This window comes from Hyphomonas sp., assembly GCF_041689225.1.
Classification (GTDB): Bacteria; Pseudomonadota; Alphaproteobacteria; order Caulobacterales; family Hyphomonadaceae; genus Hyphomonas.
In genome coordinates, this window is sequence record NZ_JBDNGN010000037.1 from 1 (window position 1) to 16,730 (window position 16,730).

The following is a 16,730-nucleotide window of genomic DNA, read 5'->3' on the forward strand; positions in this document are numbered from 1 at the left end:
AAGCAGTTCGCCGACGCCATCCTTGCATTCATGCGTGAAACCATCCCGCAGGAATGGAAGAAATTCCGCGACAAGGTCTCAGACAACTTCCGCGTCATAACCCACGAGAACTTTCGGGTTTTGGAGTAGAAGCTGTATATACTTACTATAGCTTGGAGTCGCCCGTCCCCATTTGGCGACTCCGGCCATATCCCCTTTGGCTGGCGGGCGGATCGCAAAGTTGCCGGTATGAACACCACGTCTGCCCCGGTCTTCGCGATCCGTCCCGCTTTGACCCTCTGATCGAACGCGCTAGACACGCGCTGAAACAATCAAGGGCAGGACGACAATGAGCAACGCAGATGAACGTAACATGACTGGCGCAGAAGCGCTGGTCTCGACCCTGGCCGATCATGGCGTGACGGCGTGTTTCGCCAATCCCGGCACATCGGAAATGCACCTTGTGACTGCGCTCGACCATGAGCCGCGCATCCATTCGGTCCTTTGCCTTTTTGAAGGGGTCGCGACGGGGGCGGCTGATGGCTATGCGCGGGTGTCGGGCGGCCCGGCGATGACGTTGCTTCACCTCGGTGCCGGTTACTTGAATGGTGGGGCCAACATCCACAATGCGCGCCGCGCCTGGACGCCGATGGTCAATGTGATTGGGGACCATGCCGTGCCGCACCGGCGCTACGATGCGCCGCTGGCGTCCGACATAAGGGGCATGGCCGGACCGAACTCGGTGTGGATCAAATCCGCCGACACGGTCGCGAGGGCAGGCGAGCTGGCAGCCGAAGCATGGGAAGCCAGCCTTTCGCCCGTGTCAGGCCCGGCTGCGCTGATCCTGCCGGCGGACACGGCCTGGCTTGAGGGCGGCAAACCCGGGGCGAAACGCGCCCGACCAGTGCTGCGCGCACCGGATGCCCAGCGAGTCGATGATGCGGTGAAGGCGGTCAGGGCGGCGAAGAAACCGATTATTCTAATCAACGGTACGGCACTAACGGAAGCCGGACTGGCGACGTCGGCGCGGTTGAAGGCGGCAGGTTTGCGCGTGATGACGGATACGTTCTTCCCGCGGCAGGCGCGTGGAGCGGGTCGGTTCATTCCGGACCGGATGCAGTATTTTGCCGAAGGCGCAATGGCAGACCTTGAGGGCTGTGACCTGATGCTGGTCGCGGGAACGCAGGTGCCGGTGGCCTTCTTCGCCTATCCGGGCAAGCCGAGCGTTCTGGTGCCGGAAGGCTGCGCGACAATGATTCTAGGCGGGCCGGAGAGCGACAGTGCGGCCATCCTTGGTGCACTGGCCGATGCGCTGGGCGCGAAAGAGGCGGCCCCGTTCGCGGCGTTGGAGCGGCCCGGCGCGCCAGCCGGGGCGCTAAATGCCGCAAGCGTTGGCGCGTCGATTGCGCGGCACCTGCCGGAGGGTAGCTTCGTGTCGGATGATGGCGTGTCGAACAGCTTGCCCGCCTTCCTTATGACCCAGAAAGCCAAGCCGCATGACTGGATGATGCTGACTGGCGGAGCGATCGGGCAGGGCATGCCGCTGGCGCTTGGTGCAGCCGTGGCGGCGAAGGACAAGCAGGTCCTGTGCCTCACGGGCGACGGCGCTGCGATGTATACGAACCAGGCGCTATGGAGCATGGCCCGGGAGGGTGCGAATGTGGTGACGGTCGTGTTCGTCAACCACTCCTACCGTATCCTGAACATAGAACTCGCACGGACCGGCGCCGGCAATCCGGGCCCGACGGCCAAGAGCATGCTGGAGCTGGACCAGCCGGAGATTGACTGGGTGGCCCTGTCGCAAGGCTTGGGCGTGCCGGCGGTGGCGGTCGATACCGCCGAGGCCTTCGACAAGGCGCTGGAGCGTGCGTTTGCGGCCGAAGGGCCGCAGCTGATCGCTGCGCATGTGCCGGCGCGGTAGGTTCGGCAGTGCGACGTATTGAAGGTCAGGGTTAACAGGGCCACATCGGATGGATGGCACCTTATCCGACCCCCGAATACGAGGGCGACCAGACAATTGCGCAGAGGCCCGGCGTGGGGCAGATGGCCGGTCGTGTCGTGGTGGGCACCACCAAAGGCACGTTCAAGCTCGTGGCTTTCATCGTCAATTTCATTATTCCGGGTCTCGGAACGTTTTTCGTCGGGCGTTTCGGCACGGCGATCATCCAGCTCTGCCTGATCCCTGTTGGCATTTTCCTCGTTCCCGTCAGCGGGATCGGCATCCTGGTCCTGATCGCCAATTGGGTCTGGGGCCTGGTCACGGTCGTGCAGGCCTGGCGCGGGCCGAACGTGGTTTACGTAAGGCCGGATCGGACGCGCTGAAGCGTTCCCGGCTTTCTGCAAAGCGCCAAACTCCAGGCATGAATGACTGCAGGTTCGCGAGAGCGTGCGGCTGGCTGATTATGCATCAGGGCGCGTGGGATTGCAGAAAGTCCGCTGAATCCGCTTTTTTTGACGGCTAGTCCTCGTCGTCACCGCCCTGTTCATCCTCGGAAAAGTCGCGTCGGGGGCGGGCGATGAGTTCGCCGAGGTCTTCCAGGTCGATGAAATGGTCCGCTTCGCGGCGCAGGTCGTCGGAAATCATCGGGGGATTAGAGGCTACGGTGGATACGACCGAGACGCGAACCCCTCGGGCCTTTACGGCTTCGACGGCGCGCCGAAAGTCGCCATTGCCGCTGAACAGAACGATATGGTCGATGTTCCGAGCGGTTTCGAGCATGTCAATGGCGAGTTCCACGTCCATGCTGCCGCGGACGCGTTTTCGGCCCTCGCGGTCGGTGAATTCGCGCGCCGGCTTCTTGATGACATTGTATCCGTTATAGGTGAGCCAATCGACCAGCGGGCGGATCGGGCTGTACTCGTCGGTTTCCACCAATGCGGTGTAATAATTCGCTCGCAGGAGGCGGCCTTTGCCCTGGAATTCCTTCAAAAGCTTGCGAAAATCGATTTCGAGCCCGACGGAACGGGCCGCCGAATAGAGATTTGCGCCATCGATAAACAGCGCCAGGCGCTCGTCCTTGTAAAAGGCCATTGGCTTTATTCCTTTGGTGCTTTAGGGTTGAGGCTAATAAAAATGCCGAATTATCTTATATGACTGGCATACTCAGGCTGCGTTTATGGCGCAATAGCTGGGTTGCGCCTGCTTGCTGCACTGCATATAAGGGTCTGCTTCAAGGAGATTGCCCCCCATGGCCCGTGTTACCGTCGAAGACTGCATCCGGAAAGTGCCGAACCGTTTCGAACTGGTCCTGCTCGCGTCGCATCGCGCCCGCATGATCCGTGAAGGTTCGCCTCTGACGATCGACCGGGACAATGACAAGGACCCGGTTGTGTCGCTGCGCGAGATTGCGGACGAAACAATCGACCTGAAGGTCGTGAAAGAGGCGATGATCTCGAACCTGCAGGAAGTGCGGCCAAGTGAGGAAAGCGAACGCGAAGCCGATCGCCTTGCACTCCTGTCCGGCCCTGCGGCCACCGAAGACGACGTCATGCGTGCTTACCAGGCAGAAATCGAGTCCGGGCGCGACGACCGGCTCTAGGAGGCTCCATGGACGGCAGCGCCCTTTCCGCAAAGGACAAAGGGGCTGGCGAGGCAGCTGGCACGACAGATTCGACCGAAAATCAGGCTGAGCTGCGGCATGTGCTGTCGCGCGAAGAGCTGATCGCGAAAGTACGGGCCTACCACCCACGTGTGAAATCCGAACTGCTCGGCGCGGCTTATGATTTTGCCAAGCTGCACCACGGGACGCAGACGCGTGATTCCGGCGATGCCTATTATTCCCACCCTGTGGAAGTTGCGAGCCTTCTGGCCGACGTGCGTCTTGATGAGGTGACAATTGTCGCGGGCCTGCTTCACGACGTCGTGGAAGACACCAAGATTGCTATTGGCGATATCGAAGTGCGCTTCGGCGCCGATGTCGCCGAACTGGTCGATGGCGTCACCAAACTCGACGCGCTGGAATTTACCTCCAAGGAATCGGCGCAGGCCGAGAACTTCCAGAAATTCATCCTGGCGACGACGAGCGACTTGCGTGTGCTCCTGGTGAAACTGGCCGATCGGCTGCACAATATGCGCACGCTGCACCATCGCAAGAAGCCCGAGAGCCGTGAGCGCACGGCGCGGGAGACGATGGACATCTATGCACCGCTGGCGCGCCGTGTTGGCCTGTACTCGCTGGCCGCCGAGATGGAAGATCTCGCCTTCGAGGAACTGAACCCCGAGGCGCGACGCGCGATCCTGTATCGGCAGGAAGAACTGGCTGCCGATAACGCGGACGATCTGCAGCGTATTGATGACGACCTGCGCCAGTTGATGGACATGGCGGGCATCAAGGTCAAGATCAAGGGCCGCAAGAAACAGCCCTATTCATTGTGGCGTAAGCTGGAACGCAAATCGATTTCATTCCGCGATGTGGCCGACCTGTTCGCGTTCCGGGTCATCGTGAACGATGTGGACGCGTGTTACCGAGTGCTGGGTGAAGTCCATACGCTGTGGGCCTGTATCCCGGACCGGTTCCGCGACTATATCTCGGTACCGAAGCCGAACGGCTATGCGTCGCTGCACACAACTGTGCGTGCTTCCGGCAATCGCCGCGTGGAGTTGCAGATCCGGACCGAGGCGATGGACCGGACGGCCGAGTTCGGCGTGGCGGCGCACTGGGGTTACAAGAACAAGTCCTATGGGTTTGACGTGGACTCGGCGCGCGCGGCGGGCCTTGATCCGACAGCCAACCTGGAAGCCTTCGCCGAGCTGCTCCAAGATGGTGGCGACCCGAGCGAGTTCCTCGAGCACGCCAAGCTGGAAATGTATCGCGAGCATGTGTTCGCGTTCAGTCCCAAGGGCAAGCTGATCATCCTGCCGGCTGGCGCGATGCCTCTGGATTTCGCCTATGCGGTGCACTCGGCTGTGGGCGACACGACAATCGGTGCCCGGATAAATGGTGAAGTAAAGTCGCTGCGTCGACCGCTGAAGAATGGCGATGTCGTGGATATTCAGCGCGGCAAGGTGGCCGCCCAAGTTATCGGCTGGGAGGCAATGACAATCACCGGGCGCGCGCGCTCTGCCATTCGCCGACTGGTGCGCGAGCGCGACCAGATCGAGTTCCGCCGCCTTGGCGTCGGACTGATCAACCAGGCGCTGCGCCGGGCCGGGATCGACCCGATCGACGTAAAAATGACCCACACGGCCCAACTTGCCGGATTCGAGAATCGGGAAGAGATGGCCGAGGCCGTCGGGCGAGGGCGCATTTCGTCGTCTGACATCATGGAGGCGGCCTTCCCGGGCTATCGGGCGGAACGGTTCGACGATGACAACAAGATGCGGCTCGACAGCACGCATGCGCCTTTGCTCGTGTCAGGCGAGGATCTGATGCCGGGCGTGACGCTGCACCTTGGCCAGTGCTGCTGCCCAATGCCGGGAGACCGGATCATGGGTGTGCGGGAGCCGGAAAAGGGCCTGGTCGTGCATGTCGCGAGTTGCCTGAAGCTGGCCGAGTATGACGACCAACCCGAACGCTGGGTCGACCTGAAATGGACCGAGTTGGCAAAGACAGGGGCCGTCGCCGTTGGGCGCATTCGTATCAGTGCGGCCAATCAGAAAGGCGTGCTGGCAAAGCTTTGCACGGCTGTGGCGCAAGCCAATGGCAACATCATACGGATCGCGACCACCGAACGCGGCACGGATTTTACCGAACTGGTGATGGAGATTGAGGTTGAAGACCTCAAGCGCCTGACGCAGATACTTGCGGCGCTCCGATCGCTTGCCGTGGTGGACCGGGCGGTGCGCGATCAGGAGGTTGAAGATGACGAGTGAAGACGTGCTGGCGGTGTTTCGCGAGGCAGGTGCCTTGCTTGAAGGGCATTTCATCCTGTCGTCCGGGCGGCGCAGCCCGGTCTTCCTGCAAAAGGCCCTGGTTTTCTCGCAGCCGGACCTGTCCGAGCGCCTGTGCAAGGCGCTGGCCGAGAAGCTCACCGCGACATTCGGGAAGATCGACGTTGTGGCAGGCCCGGCTGTCGGCGGGATCATCCCGGGTTACGAGCTGGCGCGGCATCTTAAGGCCCGGGCGATCTTCGCTGAGCGCGTTGACGGGAAGCTGGCCTTCCGGCGCGGGTTTGCGATTGCCGAAGGCGAGCGCGTTCTGATTGCCGAGGATATCGTGACGACGGGCCTCTCTTTCCGCGAGACGGTCGAGGCGCTGGACCGGTTGCCCGGCGAAGTCGTGGGGGGAGCGTGCATTATCGACCGGTCGAATGGCAAGGCGGACGTGGGCTGCGAACTGGTGTCGCTGGCTGCCGTGGATTTCCATGACTATGCCGCCGATGACCTGCCGCCGGAGCTCGCGGCGATGGAAGCCGTGAAGCCCGGATCGCGAGGCCTTGCCTGATGGCAGGACGTATACGCCTCGGCGTGAATATCGACCATGTGGCGACGATACGGAATGCGCGCGGCGGCAAGCATCCCGATCCGATGCGCGCTGCCCTGATGGCGACCGAAGCGGGCGCTGACGGGATTACACTGCACCTGCGCGAAGACCGGCGGCACATTCGCGATGATGACCTTGTGGAAATCCGAACGGCCACGCGCCTGCCGATCAATATGGAAATGGCGGCGACCGAGGAAATGCTGGACATTGCGCTGCGGTTCAAGCCGGAGACGGCGATGTTCGTGCCCGAAGAGCGCGCGGAACTGACGACCGAGGGCGGTCTCGATGCGGCGCGGGCGCACAATCACCTCGCGCATTTTGTACGCCAGCTGAATACGAATGGCAGCCGCGTTTCGTTCTTTATAGAACCCAACATGGTGCAGTTACATGCGGCCCAGGCCTTGGGTGTGCAAATTTGCGAATTCCACACAGGCCGGTTCGTTGAGTTCATGCAGGCGGGCGAAGACAAGCTCGCCGAGCTGGAACTGGACCGCATCCGCAATTGCGCGGAAGAGGCCGTGCGCATGGGGATAGAGCCGCAGGCTGGTCATGGCCTGACATTCGCCACGGTAAAACCTGTTGCGGCCATCCCGCAGATCACAGAACTGAACATCGGCCATTTCATTGTCGGCGAAGCGATCTTCATTGGCTTGCCGGCGGCCATCGGCGAGATGCGTCGCCTGATGGACGAGGCGCGGGTATGATCATCGGCATAGGCAACGACCTCTGCAATATCGAGCGGATCGAGAAGACGCTGGCCCGCTTTGGTGAGCGGTTCGAGACGCGCGTATTTACCGAAACTGAAATTGCGCTGGCGCGAGGCCGTCGCCGCACGGCAGAAACCTATGCTAAACGGTTCGCGGCGAAAGAGGCCTGCGCCAAGGCGCTCGGCACAGGCGTGCCACGGCGCGGCGTGCACTGGACCCATCTTGGCGTTGTGAACCTGCCATCGGGAAAGCCCACGCTGGCCCTGACGGGCGGCGCCGCCACGCGTCTCGCCGTCTTGCTTCCTGAGGGCCATGAAGCCGTGATCCACCTGACAATTACAGATGACCATCCGTGGGCGGAAGCCCAGGTCATCATTGAAGCCATTCCGGTCGCACCATGAAGCCAGCTCGCCCCAAACGCACACGCCTGCGCGCCGCCGCGAAGGCCGCTGTTCCGAGCCTGTCGGATGCTCAGGTCAAGACGGTTCAGGACCGTATTGGCCATCACTTCAAGGACAGGCAGCTGCTGGTGCAGGCATTGACGCATCCGAGTGCGGTTGCTTCGGCGGACTCGGTGCGGCTGTCCAACCAGCGCCTTGAATTCCTGGGTGACCGCGTTCTGAACCTGCTCATCGCCGAGCGCCTGATCGAGCGCCGCAAGACTGAGAGCGAGGGCGACCTTGCTCCGCGCCTCAACCGGTTCGTCAAGAAGGGCGCTTGCGCCGAGGCCTTCCGGCACTTCAAGCTGCAGGAATTCATCATCCTGTCTGACGGCGAAATTGCGTCTGGCGGCAACGAGCGCGAGTCCACCATGGGCGACGCGTGCGAAGCAGTGATCGGCGCGGTCTATCTGGATGGCGGCCTGTCTGCGGCCCGGAAATTCGTGGAGGCGGGCTGGGCACACCAGTTTTCGTCAGCCCCGGTGGAAACCCGCGATCCAAAGACCCTGCTGCAGGAATGGGCACAGGGCCAGGGCCTGCCACTGCCAAAATATCATGTCGTCAACCGTTCGGGCCCTGACCATGAACCGCTTTATGAGATAGAGGTGCAGGTGCCGCCGCACGGCGAAGCCACGGCCACCGGATCCTCCAAACGCGACGCCGAGCGCAATGCAGCGGCCCTGCTGCTCAACACCCTGACTGGAACATCATGACTGAAACCGAGATCAACCGCGCAGGCTTTGCCGCCATTATTGGCGCGCCGAATGCCGGGAAATCCACACTGACCAACCGCCTTGTCGGGGCCAAGGTCGCCATCGTCACCCACAAGGTGCAGACGACGCGCTTCCCCGTGCGGGGCGTGGCGCAGGTCGGCGATACGCAAATCGTGCTGGTCGATACGCCCGGCATCTTCGTGGCCAAGCGCCGGCTCGACCGGGCCATGGTCAAGGCTGCATGGAGCGGCGCGGCAGACGCCGATGCCATCGTGCACCTGGTCGATAGCTCAGCCTGGGTGGCAGACCGGGCCGGCACCGCGACGGGCGCACAGAAAATGTCGATCGCTGATGACCGCCGCGTTATCGCGCAGCTCAAGCTGACCGGCAAGCGCGCCTTCCTGGCGCTCAACAAGATCGACCTGTTCCCGCATGATCAGGTCCTGCCGGTGATGAGCGAGCTGAGCGACTCAGGCGTCTACGACGAGATATTCATGATCTCGGCCGAAAATGGCGATGGCGTTGACCGGTTGGCCGCCGCATTTGCCAACCGTATGCCTGCAGGTACGGCCCTGTTCCCACCGGACCAGACGGCCGACCTGCCGATGCGCCTGCTGGCCGCTGAAGTGACGCGCGAAAAACTTCTGCTGCGCATGCACCAGGAACTGCCCTACCAGCTGATGGTGGAAACCGAGAGCTGGGAAGAGCGCAAAGACGGCTCCGTTCGCATTCAGCAGGTGATCATTGTCGGGCGCGAGGGTCACAAGGCCATGGTGCTGGGCAAGAATGGCGCGTCGATCAAGGAGATCGGGCGGATGGCCCGCAAGGAATTGATGGAAATGCTGGACCGGCCGGTGCACCTGTTCCTGTTCGTCAAAGTGGACGAGAAATGGCAGGAACGGCGCGACTCCTATTCGGGCATCGGCCTGGAGTTTGATGTTTAGGGGCTGGCATGAACTGGTCTGATGACGGACTGGTCCTTGGCGGACGCCGGTTTGGGGAAGGCGGCCTGATCCTCGATGTGCTGACGAAAACGCGTGGGCGGCGCTCCGGCCTCGTCTATGGCGGTGCCTCGCGGGCGCGGCGGGCGCAATATGAGGCGGGCAATACGGTTGCCGTGTCATGGACCGGGCGCCTCGAAGAACAGCTCGGCCGGTTTGATGTCGCCGAGGCGAGCCGCGAGCGGGCGTCGCGGGTGCTCGAAGATGCCAGTGCGCTTGCCGCCATATCTGCCGTGACGACGCTGCTGCGCGGCGCGCTCGACGAAGGTGATGCCGCCGGATCGGCTCTGTATGAGGCAACGACGCTGTTGCTTGACCAGATTGAGGCGCAACACATCTGGCCCGTGCTGTATGTGCGGTGGGAACTGGGCCTGTTGTCGGCGCTGGGCTTCGGGCTCGACCTTGAAGCCTGCGCGCTCAGCGGCGCGAATGACGGGTTGACCCATGTCTCGCCGAAGACCGGCCGGGCTGTGCGCGGATCAGAAGCTGAGGATTATGTCAGCCGCCTGCTGCGCCTGCCGGGCTTCCTTGTGTCGTCGCACGCGCCTGTAGGGATCGCGGACATTGCGGATGGACTCGCGCTGACCGGCTACTTCCTGGAGGCGCGCGTCTTTAACGGCATGAACCGCGCCGTTCCGCCGCAAAGGGCGCAGCTTGTGGCGCGGCTCCTGAAGCGGGCCTAGGCGCTGGCGCTGGGCCGGGCGCCGACTTTCTCGTACCAGGCAGTCACGCGCTGGAACGCCGGGTTCAGCGGTTGGCCGACTGCGATGCCGAAGGTGAGGAAGCAATAGAGCATCACATCGGCGAAAGTGAACGTGTCGCCGGCGACATAGGCGCGGCCTGCAAGCTGGCCATCGAGAAAGGCGAGCTTGTCCTGGGCACAGGCCTTGAGGCCGGCTGCGGCCTCGGGCAGGCAACGCATCCGGTCCTTGAACATGGGCAGGCCTTCGGAATAGCGGAATCCATTGGCCAGCGGTTCGATGATGTTGAGGTCGGCCCAGCGGGTCCAGCGGCGGGTCTGGGCGCGGGCTTCGGGCGTGGCGCCGAACAGGCTGTCGCCGGGCTGGGTTTCGTCAAGGTATTCGCAGATCGCCCAGATTTCCGTGAGGATGGTGCCATCGTCGAGTTCCAGCGCGGGCAGCTGGCCGGCAGGATTGGTCTCGAGATAAGGCGGCTTGCGATTGTCGCCGACCATTATGTCGACCTCTTCCATCGGAAGTTTGATGCCGCGTTCGGCCACGAACATGCGAACCACGTGCGGGTTCGGTCCGACGGAATTGTAAAGTTTCATGTGCGTTTCCCTTTGCCTGTCGTGCTGGTTTTGCCGCACTTTAGCGAGGATGTGCCGCAACAGAAGGGGAATCATGGGGTAACGGGGCGTCACCTTGCGTCACTTGCAGGTCGCGCCGCTGCCCATGTCGAAGTGGAAATGGTCACGGTGGGCCGCATTGTAATCCGGGCTGAGCGTGACCGAGAAGATATCGCAGCCACCCTTGTGTACCCGTTTCAGGAATTTGGCTTCCGGACCGCCTTGTTTCCAATGGGTTTTCACGTCGATCAGGCGGCCGTCCTTGAGGCGGAAGCCGGAAATGTCGACGGCATTGGCATGAGCATGCTCGGAGAGACGCCCGCTGCCGGCGATATTGCGGCAGGAAAAGCTGCCATAGGTCTCGATCCGGGCGAGGGGCGAGCCGAGGATGTCGACGGCGGCGGGGCGGGCGACATGACGCTCCCACGTGTAGAGGGCGGCGGTCTCGGCGCAGGTCATGCTGAGGGTGGCAGAGTAGGGGGTCAGGGTGCGGTCGAGCGTGAGGCCATTGCGAAGCCCGCATTTTTCGCCCTTCGGGGCATCTTCGAGTGGCGTGTAGAGGATTCCGGCCGAATCGAGGGCGGAAAAGCAGACCTCGCGTTGCGTCCGGGCCCTTTCCAGCTTGGCATGTGTTCCGAGGCCGGGCTTGTCGGTCAGGTCGATCGGCGCGAACGGGTTGTGGCGCGGCGGGGCCAGCCACTGGAACAGGGCGACCACCAGAAGCGGCAGAGCCAGCAAGACAATCCAGGCCCGAAACTCAGTCATTTGCTTGCGTTTTACCCATTCCTTAACCAAACCGCCGTCTTTGTTAATGCTGCGCAGCCGCCCGAGTCGGTATAGGTTCGGTCCTGCACCAGAATGTGGCACGAGATGCAAAGAGGCCAGAATGACCGACCTGCTTGACGGTGGTCCCGAAGACCGGATCATAAATGAACCCATGAGCGAGGCGCTGTCGAAGCGATATCTCGCCTATGCGCTCTCGACCATCACCTCCCGCGCCCTGCCGGATGTCCGCGACGGCCTGAAGCCCGTCCAGCGCCGCATCCTGTATGGCATGCGGGAACTGAAGCTTGATCCTGAAGGCGGCTTCCGGAAATGCGCCAAGATTGTTGGCGACGTGATGGGTAACTATCACCCGCACGGCGACAGCTCGATCTATGACACGCTGGTGCGCCTGGCGCAGGATTTTAACGTCCGCTATCCGCTGGTCGACGGCCAGGGCAACTTTGGCAATATCGATGGCGATAGCGCGGCGGCCTATCGTTATACCGAAGCCAGGATGACCCACGCGGCCGAGTTGCTGCTGGACGGTCTCGGCGAAAATGCGGTCGATTTCCGCGCCAACTATGCCGAGAATGACGAAGAGCCGGTCGTGCTACCGGCGGGCTTCCCGAACCTGTTGTGCAATGGCGCCACCGGTATTGCCGTGGGCATGGCAACGTCGATTCCGCCGCATAATGCCGCCGAAGTGATCGATGCGGCGCGCTTCCTGATCGAGACACCCAAGGCAACGACGGCTGACCTGATGCAGTTCGTGAAAGGGCCTGACTTCCCGACCGGCGGCGTGATCGTTGAATCCTACGAATCCATGCTCGACGCCTATGAGACGGGCCGGGGCGGTTTCCGCATGCGCGCGAAATGGGAAGTCGAAGATACCGGTCGCGGCACCTACCAGATCATCGTCACCCAAATTCCCTACCAGGTCCAGAAATCGCGCCTGCTGGAGAAGCTGGGCGAATTGCTGGAACAGAAGAAACTGCCACTGCTGGACGATGTGCGCGACGAGAGCGCCGAGGACGTGCGCCTTGTCCTGGTGCCGCGCGCCAAGACGGTCGAGCCGGACGTGCTGATGGAAAGCCTGTTCAAGTCGTGCGACCTCGAAACGCGCTTCAGCATGAACATGAACGTGCTGCACAAGGGTGCGCCGCAGGTGATGGGCCTGAAGGATGTGTTGCTGGCCTATCTGGAGCACCGCCGCGAAGTAGTTGTGCGCCGGGCCGAGTTCCGCCTCGACAAGATCGACAAGCGCCTGCACCTACTCGACGGCTACCTGATTGCCTATCTCAATATTGATGAAGTGATCCGGATCATCCGTGAGGAAGACGAGCCGAAACAGGTGATGATCGCCCGCTTCGGCATTTCCGACATTCAGGCTGAAGCCATCCTGAACCTGCGTTTGCGCGCCCTGCGCAAGCTGGAAGAGATGGAAATTCGCGGCGAGCACACCAAGCTGGTCGAAGAGCGTGACGAGCTGGTCAAGCTGATCGGATCGACCCGCCGCCAGTGGGCGAGCGTTTCCAAGCAGCTCAAGGCCGCACGCGACCAGCTGACGGCCGACCCGGCGCTGGGCGACCGCCGCGCCGCCTTCGAGGACGCGCCCGATGTTGACCTCGCTGCGGCCCTCGAAGCCTCGCGTCCGAAGGAGCCGTTGACGGTTGTCCTGTCGGCGCAGGGCTGGATACGGGGCATGAAGGGCCACGGCCTCGACCCGGATTCCACCAAGTTCAAGGATGGCGACGAGCTCTACCTCTCCGAAGAGGTGATGAGCACCGACAAGATCATCCTCATGGCCTCCGATGGCCGGGCGTTCACGCTGATGGCCGACAAGCTGCCGGGCGGACGCGGGCATGGCGAACCGATCCGCCTGTCCATCGAACTGGAAGACAGCGTCGATATCGTCGCCATGTTCAAGCTCGAAGAAGGCCGCAAGCGTGTCATGGCGTCCACCGTCGGCTACGGCTTCATCGTCACCGAGAAAGAGCTGGAGTCCAATCGTAAGGCGGGCAAGCAGGCCGTGAACACCGGCAATGGCACGCTGAATGTGTGCATGCCGGTCGAGGGTGACATGCTGGCCGTGGTCGGATCGAACCGGAAACTGCTGATCTTCCCGCTCGACGAGCTGCCCGAAATGTCACGCGGCAAGGGCAACAAGCTGCAAGCCTATCGCGGCAAGGACACGTTGGCCGACCTGATGACGTTCGACAAGGAAGACGGCCTGATCGTTATGACGGGTGACCGCCACCGTGCCTTCCCGGAATGGGAAGAATGGATCGGCAAGCGCGCGCAGGCGGGCAAGACCGTGCCGAAGGGCTTCCCGAAGACGGGTACGTTCAATGGCTGACATGCCACGCGGGCAGCGCATCACGGCGCTGTCCCTGCTTGTGCCGGACTATGAGCCCGGGATCGGCTTCTATGTCGGCAAGCTGGGCTTTGACCTGCTGGAAGATACCGACATGGGCGGTGGCAAGCGCTGGGTGCGCGTGCGTCCGAAAGGTGGCGGTGTGGAAATGTTGCTGGCGCGGGCGGTGACGAATGAGCAGCGCGCCGCCATCGGCAACCAGTCAGGTGGGCGCGTGTTCCTGTTCCTCGAGACCGATGATTTCGACCGCGACCATGCAGCCTATGTCGCGGCAGGCGTGACCTTCCTCGAAGCGCCGCGCAGCGAACCCTATGGCAAGGTCGTCGTGATGCAGGACCCTTTCGGGAACAAGTGGGATTTGATTCAGCCTGTTGCGAACGGCTCATCCTGAGCCGCATTTCTTGCGGCAACGGTTTCAGTCGGAGAGCCGCTCCAACACATCACTCATCAACGGCCCGATCTCTGTGTTCAGCACGAGGTCTGCATACGGATCCTGATCGGTCGGTTCGCGGTTGACGATGGCGAGGCGGGCGCCGTTGCGCTTGGCTTCGATGGGGATCGAGGCAGCCGGATAGACGACGAGCGATGAGCCGAGGACGAGGCAGAGGTCGCACAGAAGGGCCTCTTCGGCGGCCAGCGCCATCTTGTCTTCCGGCATGGGCTGCCCGAACGAGATGGTCGCGGTCTTGAGAAGGCCGGTGCAGAACACGCAGGTCAGGTCTTCGCCCGCTTCCCAGCGCGGCGTCAGGCTGTCGATCTCGTAGCGCTTGCCGCAGGTGAGGCAGCGGGCATAGGTCGCGTTGCCGTGTATTTCGATGACCAGGTCGTCCGGTACGCCGGAATCCTGGTGCAAATTGTCGACATTCTGTGTGATGACGCTGGTGACCTTTCCGGCGGCGACCAGCTTTGCCACGGCGAAGTGGCCTGCATTCGGGCTGGCGCCGACCCAGCCGGCCGAGCGGTTGAACACGCGGGCCCACGACTCGCGGCGTTTGTCGCGCGATGCGACAAAGTCCTGGAAATAGATCGGTTTCATCTTGCTCCAAACGCCGCCGGGGCTGCGGAAATCGGGAATGCCGCTCTCGGTCGATATGCCTGCGCCGGTGAACACCACGACGCGCGAGGCTTTGTCGATCAGGCGGGCGAGGGCAGCAGCATCGGACATGGCGCGATGCTACACACTTTGCGCGGGCATTCCATAGCCATGTCGCCCGCATCGGTCATTGCCAAGGCTTGAGGGACGTGCGTGGACGCCTGACTTGCGCAAGACGGGCTTGGAAGCTACGCCTAGTCTATCGGTTTTTCTGGAGGGACGGCCCATGAGCCCCATTCTAATCATCCTGGCGGCGGTCGTCGCCATTTTCGGCTTTGTCATCCTTATCTACAACGGCCTGGTGATGAAGCGCCAGCGGGTCAACCAGGCCTTTGCCGACGTGGACGTGCAGCTGAAACAGCGCCAGAACCTGATCCCGAATCTCGTCGAAACCGTGAAAGGCTATGCCAAGCACGAGCAGGAGACGTTCCAGCAGGTGATTGCGGCGCGCAATGCGGCGCAGTCGGCCTCGACACCGGCCGAGATGTCTCAGGCCGAAGGCATGCTGACCGGCGCGCTGGGCAAGCTTTTCGCGCTCGCCGAGGCCTATCCGGACCTCAAGGCGAACCAGAACTTCATCCAGTTGCAGAACGAACTGTCGACCATCGAAGACAAGCTGGCTGCGGCGCGGCGTTTCTACAACTCCGCTGTCCAGGACTACAATACGTCGCGCGAGCAGGTCCCAGGCTCGGTCATCGCCGGCATGTTCAGCTTCGAGTCGCGCGAGTTCTTCGACGTCGGCGTAGAAGGCCGTGAGGCCCTAAGCACGCCGCCTGAAGTTAAGTTCTAAGCGCGCCTGTTTTGCTGTAGGCTGTCCTCGGCTGGTAACGCGAGGACATAAGATGAGACTTTCCTGTATTGCTGCAGCATTGATGCTGGGTGCGTGCGCGAGTTCGGGCGGCAGCTGGAGTGCATCGAGTTGGAACGGGCTGGTGGCGCAGACGATTGGCACCCAGAATTATGCTTTCCTCGCGGCGCCGATGGCGGGGCAGGGGTTCAAGCTGAAATTCACGATTCGGACAGATGGCAGCTTTGGCGTGGCGAGCGCCGGGCCGCCGTCAGCTGCCGAGCTTGAGGAAGCGGCCATTGCGGCGGCGCCGGAAGGCTGCACGTTCGTGTCGTTGGAGCGGACGTCGGATGGCGGGGCCGAAGCGGCGTATGACTGCGACTAGGCGCGCGCCTTGAACCAGGGCGCGATACGAGCGAGGGCATCTTCGATTTCCGGTGTCGAGACGGCGAACGAGAAGCGCATGTAGTTGTGGCCATTGACCGGGTCGAAATCGACGCCGGGAGCTGTGGCGACGCCGGTGTCCTTCAATAGCTGCATGCAGAATTCCAGGCTGTCATCGGTGAAGCGCGAAATGTCGGCATAGATGTAGAAGGCGCCGTCCGGCGGGGCGATGCGTTCGAGACCAAGGGCCGGCAGGGCAGCCAGCATCAGGTCGCGATTGTGCGTATAGGTGCGGACGTGGCCTTCCAGTTCATCGCGGCAATCCATGGCGATGAGGCCGGCGTGCTGGGACAGCGACGGCGCAGTCAGGAACATGTTGCCGATATAGGCAGCGACGCGGGATGCCATGTCGTCGGGCGCGACGATCCAGCCGAGACGCCAGCCCGCCATCGAGAAGTATTTCGAGAATGAGTTGATGACGAAAGCGTCGGCCGTGTGTTCGAGCACGGAGGCCGTGTTCGGGCCGTAGGACAGGCCGTGATAGATCTCGTCGGAGATGATGCGGATGCCACGCTCGGCGCAGACGGCCACAATGGCGGCAAGCTCAGCCTCGGGCAGGATGGTGCCGGTCGGGTTGGCAGGGCTGGCGATGATCAGCCCTGCCGGGGCCGGGTCGAGCGCAGCGATCTGCGCCGCCGTGAGCTGGAACCGGGTCTCCTCGCCGCATGCGATTTCGAGCGGCACCAGGTTCAGCGC

Annotated in this window: 19 protein-coding genes; 14 read left to right on the plus strand and 5 right to left on the minus strand. The window is 62.4% G+C overall.

The annotated features are described in order from the left end of the window. The first annotated feature begins 352 nt into the window (after positions 1 to 352). On the plus strand, positions 353 to 1,900 hold the full coding sequence (locus ACESNB_RS03165; RefSeq protein WP_373003772.1) for an acetolactate synthase large subunit: 1,548 nt from the start codon (positions 353 to 355) through the stop codon (positions 1,898 to 1,900). Between the two features lie 53 nt (positions 1,901 to 1,953). Next, positions 1,954 to 2,301: a hypothetical protein gene (locus ACESNB_RS03170; RefSeq protein ID WP_373003715.1), complete on the plus strand. Its 348-nt coding sequence runs from the start codon at positions 1,954 to 1,956 to the stop codon at positions 2,299 to 2,301. Positions 2,302 to 2,437: 136 nt separating this feature from the next. Here ACESNB_RS03170 and ACESNB_RS03175 read toward each other — a convergent pair whose 3' ends face one another. Further along, a complete protein-coding gene (locus ACESNB_RS03175) occupies positions 2,438 to 3,010 on the minus strand; it encodes an NYN domain-containing protein (protein ID WP_373003719.1) in 573 nt (190 codons plus the stop codon). Positions 3,011 to 3,167: 157 nt separating this feature from the next. Here ACESNB_RS03175 and rpoZ point away from each other — a divergent pair, with 157 nt between their 5' ends. Genes rpoZ through recO form a run of 8 tightly spaced genes read left to right on the plus strand, consistent with a single transcriptional unit; the run spans position 3,168 to position 9,945 of the window. Further along, a complete protein-coding gene (gene rpoZ, locus ACESNB_RS03180; protein WP_373003722.1) occupies positions 3,168 to 3,518 on the plus strand; it encodes a DNA-directed RNA polymerase subunit omega in 351 nt (116 codons plus the stop codon). Between the two features lie 8 nt (positions 3,519 to 3,526). After that, a complete protein-coding gene (locus tag ACESNB_RS03185; RefSeq protein ID WP_373003726.1) occupies positions 3,527 to 5,791 on the plus strand; it encodes a bifunctional (p)ppGpp synthetase/guanosine-3',5'-bis(diphosphate) 3'-pyrophosphohydrolase in 2,265 nt (754 codons plus the stop codon). Then, on the plus strand, positions 5,781 to 6,362 hold the full coding sequence (pyrE, locus tag ACESNB_RS03190) for an orotate phosphoribosyltransferase (protein ID WP_373003730.1): 582 nt from the start codon (positions 5,781 to 5,783) through the stop codon (positions 6,360 to 6,362). Before ACESNB_RS03185 ends, pyrE begins: the two co-directional genes overlap by 11 nt. Further along, complete coding sequence (locus ACESNB_RS03195; RefSeq protein ID WP_373003733.1) at positions 6,362 to 7,105, plus strand: pyridoxine 5'-phosphate synthase; 744 nt, start codon at positions 6,362 to 6,364, stop codon at positions 7,103 to 7,105. The genes pyrE and ACESNB_RS03195 overlap by 1 nt, the downstream gene beginning before the upstream one ends. Further along, complete coding sequence (gene acpS / locus ACESNB_RS03200; RefSeq protein ID WP_373003736.1) at positions 7,102 to 7,509, plus strand: holo-ACP synthase; 408 nt, start codon at positions 7,102 to 7,104, stop codon at positions 7,507 to 7,509. The genes ACESNB_RS03195 and acpS overlap by 4 nt, the downstream gene beginning before the upstream one ends. Further along, a complete protein-coding gene (rnc, locus tag ACESNB_RS03205) occupies positions 7,506 to 8,261 on the plus strand; it encodes a ribonuclease III (RefSeq protein ID WP_373003739.1) in 756 nt (251 codons plus the stop codon). The genes acpS and rnc overlap by 4 nt, the downstream gene beginning before the upstream one ends. Further along, complete coding sequence (gene era, locus ACESNB_RS03210; RefSeq protein ID WP_373003742.1) at positions 8,258 to 9,205, plus strand: GTPase Era; 948 nt, start codon at positions 8,258 to 8,260, stop codon at positions 9,203 to 9,205. Before rnc ends, era begins: the two co-directional genes overlap by 4 nt. 8 nt (positions 9,206 to 9,213) lie before the next feature. Next, positions 9,214 to 9,945 carry a DNA repair protein RecO gene (recO, locus tag ACESNB_RS03215; RefSeq protein WP_373003745.1) on the plus strand — a complete coding sequence of 244 codons (732 nt, stop codon included), beginning with the start codon at positions 9,214 to 9,216 and terminating at the stop codon, positions 9,943 to 9,945. Here recO and ACESNB_RS03220 read toward each other — a convergent pair. Both ACESNB_RS03220 and ACESNB_RS03225 read right to left on the minus strand, forming a co-directional pair. Then, positions 9,942 to 10,553, minus strand: a complete 612-nt coding sequence (locus tag ACESNB_RS03220) for a glutathione S-transferase family protein (protein ID WP_373003748.1) — start codon at positions 10,551 to 10,553, stop codon at positions 9,942 to 9,944. The genes recO and ACESNB_RS03220 overlap by 4 nt on opposite strands. A 99-nt stretch (positions 10,554 to 10,652) precedes the next feature. Next, positions 10,653 to 11,336 (minus strand): extensin family protein, encoded by a 684-nt coding sequence (locus ACESNB_RS03225; protein ID WP_373003751.1) that lies wholly within the window; start codon positions 11,334 to 11,336, stop codon positions 10,653 to 10,655. A 121-nt stretch (positions 11,337 to 11,457) separates the two neighbouring features. Here ACESNB_RS03225 and parC point away from each other — a divergent pair, with 121 nt between their 5' ends. Beyond that, positions 11,458 to 13,692: a DNA topoisomerase IV subunit A gene (gene parC, locus ACESNB_RS03230; protein WP_373003754.1), complete on the plus strand. Its 2,235-nt coding sequence runs from the start codon at positions 11,458 to 11,460 to the stop codon at positions 13,690 to 13,692. Continuing rightward, complete coding sequence (locus tag ACESNB_RS03235; protein WP_373003757.1) at positions 13,685 to 14,101, plus strand: VOC family protein; 417 nt, start codon at positions 13,685 to 13,687, stop codon at positions 14,099 to 14,101. Before parC ends, ACESNB_RS03235 begins: the two co-directional genes overlap by 8 nt. A 24-nt stretch (positions 14,102 to 14,125) precedes the next feature. Here ACESNB_RS03235 and ACESNB_RS03240 read toward each other — a convergent pair whose 3' ends face one another. Continuing rightward, complete coding sequence (locus ACESNB_RS03240) at positions 14,126 to 14,875, minus strand: NAD-dependent deacetylase (protein WP_373003760.1); 750 nt, start codon at positions 14,873 to 14,875, stop codon at positions 14,126 to 14,128. Positions 14,876 to 15,029: 154 nt separating this feature from the next. Here ACESNB_RS03240 and ACESNB_RS03245 point away from each other — a divergent pair, with 154 nt between their 5' ends. Together ACESNB_RS03245 and ACESNB_RS03250 are read left to right on the plus strand one after the other, a co-directional pair. Then, positions 15,030 to 15,593: a LemA family protein gene (locus ACESNB_RS03245; RefSeq protein WP_373003763.1), complete on the plus strand. Its 564-nt coding sequence runs from the start codon at positions 15,030 to 15,032 to the stop codon at positions 15,591 to 15,593. A gap of 52 nt (positions 15,594 to 15,645) precedes the next feature. After that, the gene (locus ACESNB_RS03250) at positions 15,646 to 15,975 is read left to right on the plus strand and encodes a hypothetical protein (RefSeq protein ID WP_373003766.1); all 330 of its coding nucleotides are present in this window, start codon (positions 15,646 to 15,648) and stop codon (positions 15,973 to 15,975) included. On the opposite strand, the gene ACESNB_RS03255 is transcribed toward ACESNB_RS03250, so the two are convergent. Further along, on the minus strand, positions 15,972 to 16,730 hold a 759-nt coding region (locus tag ACESNB_RS03255; protein WP_373003769.1), incomplete at its 5' end, for a pyridoxal phosphate-dependent aminotransferase. The genes ACESNB_RS03250 and ACESNB_RS03255 overlap by 4 nt on opposite strands.

Excerpts from the sequence above, each read along its gene's own strand:
- ACESNB_RS03165 (WP_373003772.1), top strand. The coding sequence starts at position 353 with ATGACTGGCGCAGAAGCGCTGGTCTCGACCCTGGCCGATCATGGCGTG.
- ACESNB_RS03170 (WP_373003715.1), top strand. The coding sequence starts at position 1,954 with ATGGCACCTTATCCGACCCCCGAATACGAGGGCGACCAGACAATTGCG.
- ACESNB_RS03175 (WP_373003719.1), bottom strand. The coding sequence starts at position 3,010 with ATGGCCTTTTACAAGGACGAGCGCCTGGCGCTGTTTATCGATGGCGCA.
- rpoZ (WP_373003722.1), top strand. The coding sequence starts at position 3,168 with ATGGCCCGTGTTACCGTCGAAGACTGCATCCGGAAAGTGCCGAACCGT.
- ACESNB_RS03185 (WP_373003726.1), top strand. The coding sequence starts at position 3,527 with ATGGACGGCAGCGCCCTTTCCGCAAAGGACAAAGGGGCTGGCGAGGCA.
- pyrE (WP_373003730.1), top strand. The coding sequence starts at position 5,781 with ATGACGAGTGAAGACGTGCTGGCGGTGTTTCGCGAGGCAGGTGCCTTG.
- ACESNB_RS03195 (WP_373003733.1), top strand. The coding sequence starts at position 6,362 with ATGGCAGGACGTATACGCCTCGGCGTGAATATCGACCATGTGGCGACG.
- acpS (WP_373003736.1), top strand. The coding sequence starts at position 7,102 with ATGATCATCGGCATAGGCAACGACCTCTGCAATATCGAGCGGATCGAG.
- rnc (WP_373003739.1), top strand. The coding sequence starts at position 7,506 with ATGAAGCCAGCTCGCCCCAAACGCACACGCCTGCGCGCCGCCGCGAAG.
- era (WP_373003742.1), top strand. The coding sequence starts at position 8,258 with ATGACTGAAACCGAGATCAACCGCGCAGGCTTTGCCGCCATTATTGGC.
- recO (WP_373003745.1), top strand. The coding sequence starts at position 9,214 with ATGAACTGGTCTGATGACGGACTGGTCCTTGGCGGACGCCGGTTTGGG.
- ACESNB_RS03220 (WP_373003748.1), bottom strand. The coding sequence starts at position 10,553 with ATGAAACTTTACAATTCCGTCGGACCGAACCCGCACGTGGTTCGCATG.
- ACESNB_RS03225 (WP_373003751.1), bottom strand. The coding sequence starts at position 11,336 with ATGACTGAGTTTCGGGCCTGGATTGTCTTGCTGGCTCTGCCGCTTCTG.
- parC (WP_373003754.1), top strand. The coding sequence starts at position 11,458 with ATGACCGACCTGCTTGACGGTGGTCCCGAAGACCGGATCATAAATGAA.
- ACESNB_RS03235 (WP_373003757.1), top strand. The coding sequence starts at position 13,685 with ATGGCTGACATGCCACGCGGGCAGCGCATCACGGCGCTGTCCCTGCTT.
- ACESNB_RS03240 (WP_373003760.1), bottom strand. The coding sequence starts at position 14,875 with ATGTCCGATGCTGCTGCCCTCGCCCGCCTGATCGACAAAGCCTCGCGC.
- ACESNB_RS03245 (WP_373003763.1), top strand. The coding sequence starts at position 15,030 with ATGAGCCCCATTCTAATCATCCTGGCGGCGGTCGTCGCCATTTTCGGC.
- ACESNB_RS03250 (WP_373003766.1), top strand. The coding sequence starts at position 15,646 with ATGAGACTTTCCTGTATTGCTGCAGCATTGATGCTGGGTGCGTGCGCG.